We start from the raw sequence: 7,393 nt of genomic DNA, 5'->3' as shown, positions 1-7,393 counted from the left end.
ATCCAGTTCCGCAAGGATTCCCGGGTCCGAGGGGACGGGCGCGTGATCGGCGATCACCTGCCACTCGATGTCGAGCCCCTGCTCCTCGGCCACGCGGAGCATGGTCGCCTCGTGCATCGCGAGGAGCGCGGCGTAGGCCTCGGGCTCTGGGTGGCGCACATCGACGACGAACTCGACCCGGTCCGCGATGATCGCGGCGGCGTTCGGTTCGACGGTGGCGCGTCCGATCGTCGTGACCGCCGGGCGTCCGAGCTCGCGGGTGCTCCGCGTCAGCTCGGTGACGAGCGCGGCGAAGCCCACCATCGGGTCCCGGCGGAGGTCCATCGGGAACGCCCCCGCGTGATTCGCGGTGCCGCGCAGGGTGACCCGGTAGTGGCGGAGCCCGGTGATACCGGTCACGATCCCCACCGGCTCGTCCGCCGCCTCGAGGATGGGGCCCTGCTCGATGTGCAGCTCGACGAAGGTGTCGATGTCGCTGCGGGCAGCGCTCGGGATCTCGTCGGGGCTGAGCCCCACCTCGTGCATCGCCTCGCCGATCGTGAGATTGTCGAGCCCGAGCAGGGTGCCCGGTTCCTCCGGCGAGATCGCGCCCGTGATCGCGCGCGAGCCCCAGAAGTTCGCGGGGAAGCGGCTGGATTCCTCCTCGCAGAAGCCGACCGCCTCGAGCGTGCGCGTGGGCGGCCCGAACTGATCGCGCAGCGCGGTCAGGGCGACGAATCCGGCAAGCCAGCCCAGGGTGCCGTCGTAGCGGCCCCCGGGCACCTGGGTGTCCACGTGCGAGCCGGTCACGATGCTCGGCCCGGGCTCGGTGCCGGGCAGCACCGCCCAGACGTTGCCGACCGCGTCGACGCGGCTGTCGAGCCCGGCCTCGGCGCACCAGCCGCGGTAGGTGTCGAGCGCCCCGACCCACTCGGGGGAGTACACCGTGCGCGCGACGCCCGTGCCGCCGTCGGTGCCGTGCTCGCTCATCTCGACGAGCAGCCGCTCGATCAGCGCGCCGTCGATGCGCACCCGCGGGGCGCCGGTTCGGGCCTGGGCGGTCATGCGGCCGCCCCCGCGGCGGTGTGCTCGGCGGGAACGACGGGCTTGTCTGCCCCGCACGCCCACGCGACAAAGTCGCGGATGTGCTGGGACTGGGCGATCCGGCTCGGCTCGTGCACGTACATCATGTGCCCCGCCTCGTAGTAGTACGTGATGATGTCCTGGGCGGCGCGCTCGCGGGGGATGCGCAGGTGCGCGAAGACGTGCTCCGCGGCCGCGAACGGGGTCGCCCCGTCGTAGAAACCGTTCGCGACGTACACCTTGAGATCGGGGTTCGCGCGCATCGCGAGGGCGAGCTGATCGGCGCTCGTCACCGAGGCGTTCTCGAACTCGCGGTAGGACCAGGGCATCACCCGGCCGTACATGATCTCGTAGCTGAGCGGGGTCTCGTAGCCCAGCTCGGCGCGGAAGTAGTGGTTGGCGGCGGGGGAGTACGCCTGCAGGATGAACAGCAGCGCCGGGTCGAGGCGCTGCGCCTCCTGGTTGAGCCGGCCCGGGTGCCCGGTGAAGCGGCTGTCCAGCCGGCCAACGGAACGACCCTCCTCGCGGAGCAGCTCGGTGAAGAAGCGCTCGTGCTCCAGGCGCAGCTCGGACTGGATCACGTACTCGACACGGAGCCCGGTGAGCTCGGCGACGCGCTCGGCGACCTGCCGGGTCTCGGCCTCGCTCATCCGGTTGCCGCGGGCCAGCGCGATCCGGTACTCGTTCTGGGCGTAGGCATCGGCCTCGGCGACGACCTCGTGCAGGGTCTTCCCGGGGTGCTTGCCGTGGTAGTGCGCGGTCGCGGCGTAGGTCGGCAGGTACTGAATGTAGGGCTCGTCGTTGCCCTCCGTGAAGAACACGGTGCCGAAGTCGAGGATCGAGGAGATCAGGATCAGACCGTTGAAGGTCATCCCGTGCCGCTCCATGAGGTAACCGGACAGCTCGGCGGCGCGCGTGGTGCCGTAGGACTCGCCCGCGAGGAACTTCGGGGAGAACCAGCGCTGGTTCTCCGTGGTCCAGAGCCGGATGGCCTCGCCGACGAGGTCCCGGTCCCCGGAGTAGCCGTGCCAGGTGTCCGGCTTGGCGCCCTCGGCGGCGCGGCTGTACCCGGTCGTCATCGGGTCAATGAACACGAGGTCGGAGTCGGCGAGCAGCGAATCGGGGTTATCGAGCATCCGGTACGGGGCGGGGGTGGGGGAGTCCACGTCGCCGGAGTCGATCAGGCGCGGCCCGAACAGGCCGAACTGCAGCCAGAGGGTGGGGGAGCCCGGGCCGCCGTTGAAGGCGAAGGTGACCGGGCGGGTCCCGGGGTCGGCCCCGTCGAGGGTGAGCGCCGTCACGAAGACCTCGGCGGCGGGGCGGATCCCCTGCGCGGTGCCGTCCGTGAAGACCTCCTCGTGCACGATCATCTTCCCGGCGACCGCGGTGTATTCGAGGGGGCCGGTCGGGCCCTGGAAGACGTGCGAGGTCCGCACCGAGTCGCCCAGCACCGGGTGGGTGGGGGTGCCGGCTTCGGCGTGTGATTCCGTGTGCTCGGTCATGTCCGCAAAACTCCTTCGTCTTGGTGGCTGCCCGGGGCACAGCGCGCCCCGGGGTTCCGCTTCTGCTCAGCAATCTACGGGCGTCGCGCGCCTCGCCCCGGGGAATGGGCGGTTTTCGCGTCGGGGCGGGACGGGGTGCCCACCTTTTTCATTCGGCGCGCGCCTGGGGGACGATCTGCCGGGGCCGCACCCGGGTCTGCCACGCGCCGCAAACCCGTCGTACACTGGGGGCATGGCTTTCTTGAACCGCGGACCCCAGACCGATTCGCCCGCCGGCGGCACCGATGTGCTCGACCGCGAGCTCGAAAAGCTTCTCAACGAGGAGCAGCTTGAGGACGGCGACCACGAGCGTTTCTCGCACTACGTCCCGAAGGACAAGATCGTGGAGTCCGCGATCACGGGCAAGCCCGTGCGCGCGCTCTGCGGCAAGAAGTGGACCCCGGGCCGCGACCCCGAGAAGTTCCCGATCTGCCCCGACTGCAAGAACATCTACGAGAAGATGCGCAAGTAACGCAGCCGTCGAGCCCGGCACGGCGAACGAGGAGACGCCGCGGTCCGCACCCTCCGGTGCGAACCGCGGCGTCTCCTCGTTGAGCCCGGCTCGGGATCGAGCGCTTAGCGGTACTGGGTCGGCAGCACGGGGTCGCCGCGGGTGAGGCTCATCGCCTTCGCGGGCAGCTCCCGGATGCTCGCCGCGTGCCGCTCGCGGGCCAGCGCGACGCCCGCGCGTCCGAGGTAACGCTCGTCGATCACGCCGTCGGTGGCGAGCGGCACGAGCACCTCGCGGGCGCTCTCGCCGAGCTCCGCCCCCTCCTCGACGCCCGCGGGGCCGTCGCCGAGGAAGATCAGCTCGGCATCCGCGCGGCCGTTCTTCCCGAAGCGACGCTTCACGGACTTGCGCCCGCCGACGGAGGCCTTATCGGCGCTCTTCTTCGCGACGGACACCCAGTCCCCGTCGTCGCCGCGGCGCGCGACGAGCTTGTAGACCATGCCCATCGTCGGGGTGCCGGAGCCGACCACGACGGAGGTGCCGACGCCGAAGGAATCGACGGGGGAGGAGGCGAGCGCCGCGACCGTGAACTCGTCGAGGTCGTTCGTCACCGTGATCTTCGTCTGCGTCGCGCCGAGCTCGTCGAGCTGCGCCCGCACCTCGGCGACGACGACCGGCAGGTCGCCCGAGTCGATGCGGACCGCGCCGAGACCCGTGCCCGCGACCTCGACGGCGGTGCGGACGCCCTCCTCGATGTCATAGGTGTCGATCAGGAGGGTGGTGCCCGCCCCGTGCGCGTCGATCTGCGCCTGGAAGGCCTCCCGCTCGCTGTCGTGCAACAGCGTAAAGGAGTGCGCGGCGGTGCCCATCGTGGGGATGCCGTAGCGGCGGCCCGCCTCCAGGTTGCTCGTCGCCCCGAAGCCCGCGATGTACGCGGCGCGGGCCGCCGCGACCGCCTGGATCTCGCCCGTGCGGCGCGAGCCCATCTCGGCAAGCGGCTTCCCCTTCGAGGAGGTCACCATCCGGCTCGCGGCCGTCGCCACGGCGGAGTCCGCGTTCAGGATGCTCAGCGCGAGCGTCTCCAGGAGGACGGCCTCCGCGAAGGTGCCCTCCACGATCAGGATCGGCGACCCCGGGAAGAACACCTCACCCTCCGGGTACCCCCACAGGTTGCCGCGGAAGCGGTAATCGGCGAGCCAGTCGAGGGTCTCCGCGCCGACGACGTTCTCCTCGCGGAGCCAGCTAAGCTCCGTCTCGGTGAAGCGGAAGTCCTGAATCGCCTCGAGGAGGCGACCCATCCCGGCGACGACGCCGTACTTCCGTGCGCCCGACAGGCGGCGGGCGAAGAGCTCGAACACGCTGTCGCGGTTCGCGGTGCCGGCCTTGAGGGCGGCGTCCACCATGGTGAGCTCGTAGCGGTCGGTGAGAAGAGCGGTCGATGCGTTCACGCTTTTACCCTACCGAGTTGCGCCCGAAAAGAGCACGCCCCGCGCACGGCCGCCAAAACCCACCGCGGGCAGCGGTGTGCGAAGCTCTGACGTTCCGGGCGGGCCACCGGTCCGCTGTTGGATGTTCCTCCAATTCCTTCGCCGCGGAGAACTCGCTTCAATGGGGAGCGTCCGGGCAACGGTGCCCGGTGTTCTCAGAAAGGGCTCCCGATGCAGGAAAGACGCACCACGGACGCCGACGCTCCTCAGCCAGAGGCGACTGCCCAGCACACCCCCAAACGGACCCCCGTGAAAGCCGCCGCCGCGGCCCTCGTGGGCACCTCCATCGAATGGTATGACTTCTTCATCTACGCGACCGCGGCAGCGCTGGTGTTTCGCGAGCTGTTCTTCTCCCCGGAGCTGAGCCCGCTCACCGGGACGATCATCGCGTTCGCCACGACCTCCTTCGGCTACCTCGGCCGCCCCATTGGGGCCCTGATCTTCGGCTCGCTCGGCGATCGAATCGGTCGCAAGCGAACCCTCGTGTTCACCCTCCTCCTGATGGGGGCCGCGACCTTCGGCATGGGCCTGCTGCCCACCTATGAGCAGGTGGGGGCGTTCGCCCCGCTCGGGCTGATCACGCTGCGGCTGCTCCAGGGCGTGGCCGTCGGCGGGGAATGGGGCGGCGCAGCCCTCCTCTCGGTCGAGCACGCCCCCGAGGGGCGCAAGACGTTCTTCGGGTCCTTTACGCAGATGGGCTCCTCCGTTGGCGCGCTCCTGTCTTCCCTGGTGTTCCTCGTCGCCGAGAACCTGAGCGGTGGCCTGCTCGCGGGCTGGTGGCGTCTCCCGTTCCTGTTCTCCGCGGTGCTCGTGGTCATCGCGCTCATCGTCCGGTTGACCGTCGAGGAATCCCCCGAGTTCGTCGCGGCACAACTGAAGAAATACCAGACGACGTCCCCGCTGCGAGAGATCGCGGGCACCCTCCGCGGACGCGTCCTCCTCGGGGCAGGCACCATGCTGGTGGCCACGGGCGGCTACTACGTGACCTCGTCCTTCTTCCTGGCCTACGCCACCGAACAGGCGGGGGTCTCCGCAATGGTGATGCTGAACGCCCTCACGTTCGCCGCGGTGTGCGAGGTCCTGTTCATGCCCCTGGCCGGGTGGCTCGGGGACCGGTGGCGACCGCAATACGTCGTCGCGGTCGGCCTCGGCATTATCGCGGTCATCGGCCTGCCCCTGTTCCTGATCACCCACACGGGCAACGCCACACTCATCTTCCTGTTCGCGGCAATCGTGGCGCTGGGCACCGCGTTCAACTACGGGCCGATGGCCCACATCCTGACGCGGATGTTCCCGGTCCAGGTCCGCTACACCGGCATCTCGCTGAGCTACCAGGTGGCGGCGCTGACCGCAGGAGCACTCACCCCAATCGTGGTGCCGTTGCTGCTCGCTGCGGGGGACGGCAGCCCCGTTCTGGTGGTGGCGTACCTCGTGGTGCTCTGCCTCACCGCAACGGCATGCGTGCTGCGCACCCGGCGCTTCACGGCGCGGGACGGGGTCACGGAGCGAATTCGCGTCGCCCTCGAATCGTCCGCGTCGTGAGGCCCGGGCTCTGGCCGGCCGGGCGGGGTCAGCTAGCGCTGAGCCTGGACCGCGGCGCCGCGGTACTGCCGGACCCGGTCGAACGCCCAGAGACCGATGTGCAGGCTGACCCGGTCCGCGTAGCTCAGGGGATCACGACCCGTGACCTCGTGAATGCGGCTCAGGCGGTGCCGGACGGAGTTCACGTGCAGAAAGGTCGCCCGAGCGGTCTCCTGCAGGGACCCCTCGCACCGCAGAAAGATCCGCAGGGTGTTCACGAGCTGGCTGTCCCGCTGAGCATCGACCTCAGCCAGGGGGCGGATGAGCTGCTCCAGGAACGGTGCGAGCGTCTCATCCGATTGCTGGTGCAACAGCCCCACCAGGGAGGTGCGCTGCTCGGGCCCCACCCCCGGATCCGCCCGGCTGGCCCGCGCATAGGCCAGCTGCGCGGCGGACAGCGCGCCGGGGAGATTGACGAGCGGGCCGGGAGCACTGAAACCGCGCGGCATCTCGCCGATGTTCGCGGACAGTTCCGGGGTGCTCACGGCACCCGTCACGGTCAGCGTGTTTTGCTCCGTGCGCGCGAGCAACGCCCGCTGCCCCTGCAGGAGCGCGGCGACCCGGTCAACGGCCAGGGCTGGCCACACGCCCACGACGAGCTGGTCCGGGTCCAGCCCGGCGACGCTCACCTCGCGGGCGAGCGCCTGCGGGCTGGCCAGCCCCGACCCGATCAGGTCAAGGACCCGGCCGGTGACGAGCGCCGAGGCCGACGCGCCAGCGGCGGGCAGCGACTCCCGGCCCGAGCCGTCCCTGGCCGCCTGCAACAGGTCGTTCAGGCGAGTGAACGGCACCCCGCTGGGGATGGTCACCAACGGCAGAGAAAAACTCTCCGCGGCCTCCACCAACGCGGCCGGGACATGCTCGGACACATCGCCCAGCCCGAAACAGATCCCCGCGGATTCCGTGTGCGCCACCGCGAGGCACAAGCGGTGGCTGGCCTCGCGAGACAGCAGCGCGGACCCCACCGTGCACAGCAATTCCCCGGGACGCAGGTACGCGGAGGGATCCAGCAGCTCACTCGGATGCGCCCAGGTCACCTCGCCCGCGATCTGCGCGTCCGTGCCCATGATCAGCCGCATCCCCAGATCGGGCTGGTCGAGCAACAAACGAAGCGAGGCAGACCGCTGAGCGGCAGGAAACGGAGGCTGAGTCGAGGGCATCGGACTCCTTCGTCGGGGGGCGAGCGCAGTCCGCCGATCTTATCCATTCCGGGCGAGGCACGCGACGAAGCCCGTTCAGCCGGCCACGACCCCCGGGCCCGGGCCTTCGCG

The 7,393-nt window shown here is 70.3% G+C and carries 6 protein-coding genes; 2 read left to right on the top strand and 4 right to left on the bottom strand.

Annotated features, from left to right (window positions below):
• Positions 1 to 1,044, bottom strand: a 1,044-nt coding sequence (locus OOT08_RS01790; protein WP_325090853.1) for a Zn-dependent hydrolase, incomplete at its 3' end; no start/stop codon positions are given.
• Positions 1,041 to 2,564 carry a S10 family peptidase gene (locus OOT08_RS01785; RefSeq protein WP_325090852.1) on the bottom strand — a complete coding sequence of 508 codons (1,524 nt, stop codon included), beginning with the start codon at positions 2,562 to 2,564 and terminating at the stop codon, positions 1,041 to 1,043. The genes OOT08_RS01785 and OOT08_RS01790, both read right to left, overlap by 4 nt.
• Before the next feature lie 232 nt (positions 2,565 to 2,796).
• Here OOT08_RS01785 and OOT08_RS01780 point away from each other — a divergent pair, with 232 nt between their 5' ends.
• The gene (locus OOT08_RS01780; protein ID WP_325090851.1) at positions 2,797 to 3,075 is read left to right on the top strand and encodes a DUF3039 domain-containing protein; all 279 of its coding nucleotides are present in this window, start codon (positions 2,797 to 2,799) and stop codon (positions 3,073 to 3,075) included.
• A 104-nt stretch (positions 3,076 to 3,179) separates the two neighbouring features.
• Here the strand turns inward: OOT08_RS01780 and OOT08_RS01775 are convergent, their stop codons facing one another.
• Positions 3,180 to 4,502, bottom strand: coding sequence for a nicotinate phosphoribosyltransferase (locus OOT08_RS01775; RefSeq protein WP_325090850.1), 1,323 nt, complete (start codon positions 4,500 to 4,502; stop codon positions 3,180 to 3,182).
• 210 nt (positions 4,503 to 4,712) lie between these two features.
• On the opposite strand from OOT08_RS01775, the gene OOT08_RS01770 reads away from it, so the two are divergent.
• On the top strand, positions 4,713 to 6,083 hold the full coding sequence (locus OOT08_RS01770; protein WP_325090849.1) for an MFS transporter: 1,371 nt from the start codon (positions 4,713 to 4,715) through the stop codon (positions 6,081 to 6,083).
• 32 nt (positions 6,084 to 6,115) lie between these two features.
• Here the strand turns inward: OOT08_RS01770 and OOT08_RS01765 are convergent, their stop codons facing one another.
• Positions 6,116 to 7,282 carry a PucR family transcriptional regulator gene (locus OOT08_RS01765; RefSeq protein ID WP_325090848.1) on the bottom strand — a complete coding sequence of 389 codons (1,167 nt, stop codon included), beginning with the start codon at positions 7,280 to 7,282 and terminating at the stop codon, positions 6,116 to 6,118.
• Between the last annotated feature and the right edge of the window lie 111 nt (positions 7,283 to 7,393).

Source organism: Leucobacter sp. M11 (assembly GCF_035726885.1).
GTDB lineage: Bacteria > Actinomycetota > Actinomycetes > Actinomycetales > Microbacteriaceae > JAPFRB01.
Note: the sequence above shows the minus strand (reverse complement) of the source record. Positions and strands in the feature narration are given on the sequence as shown.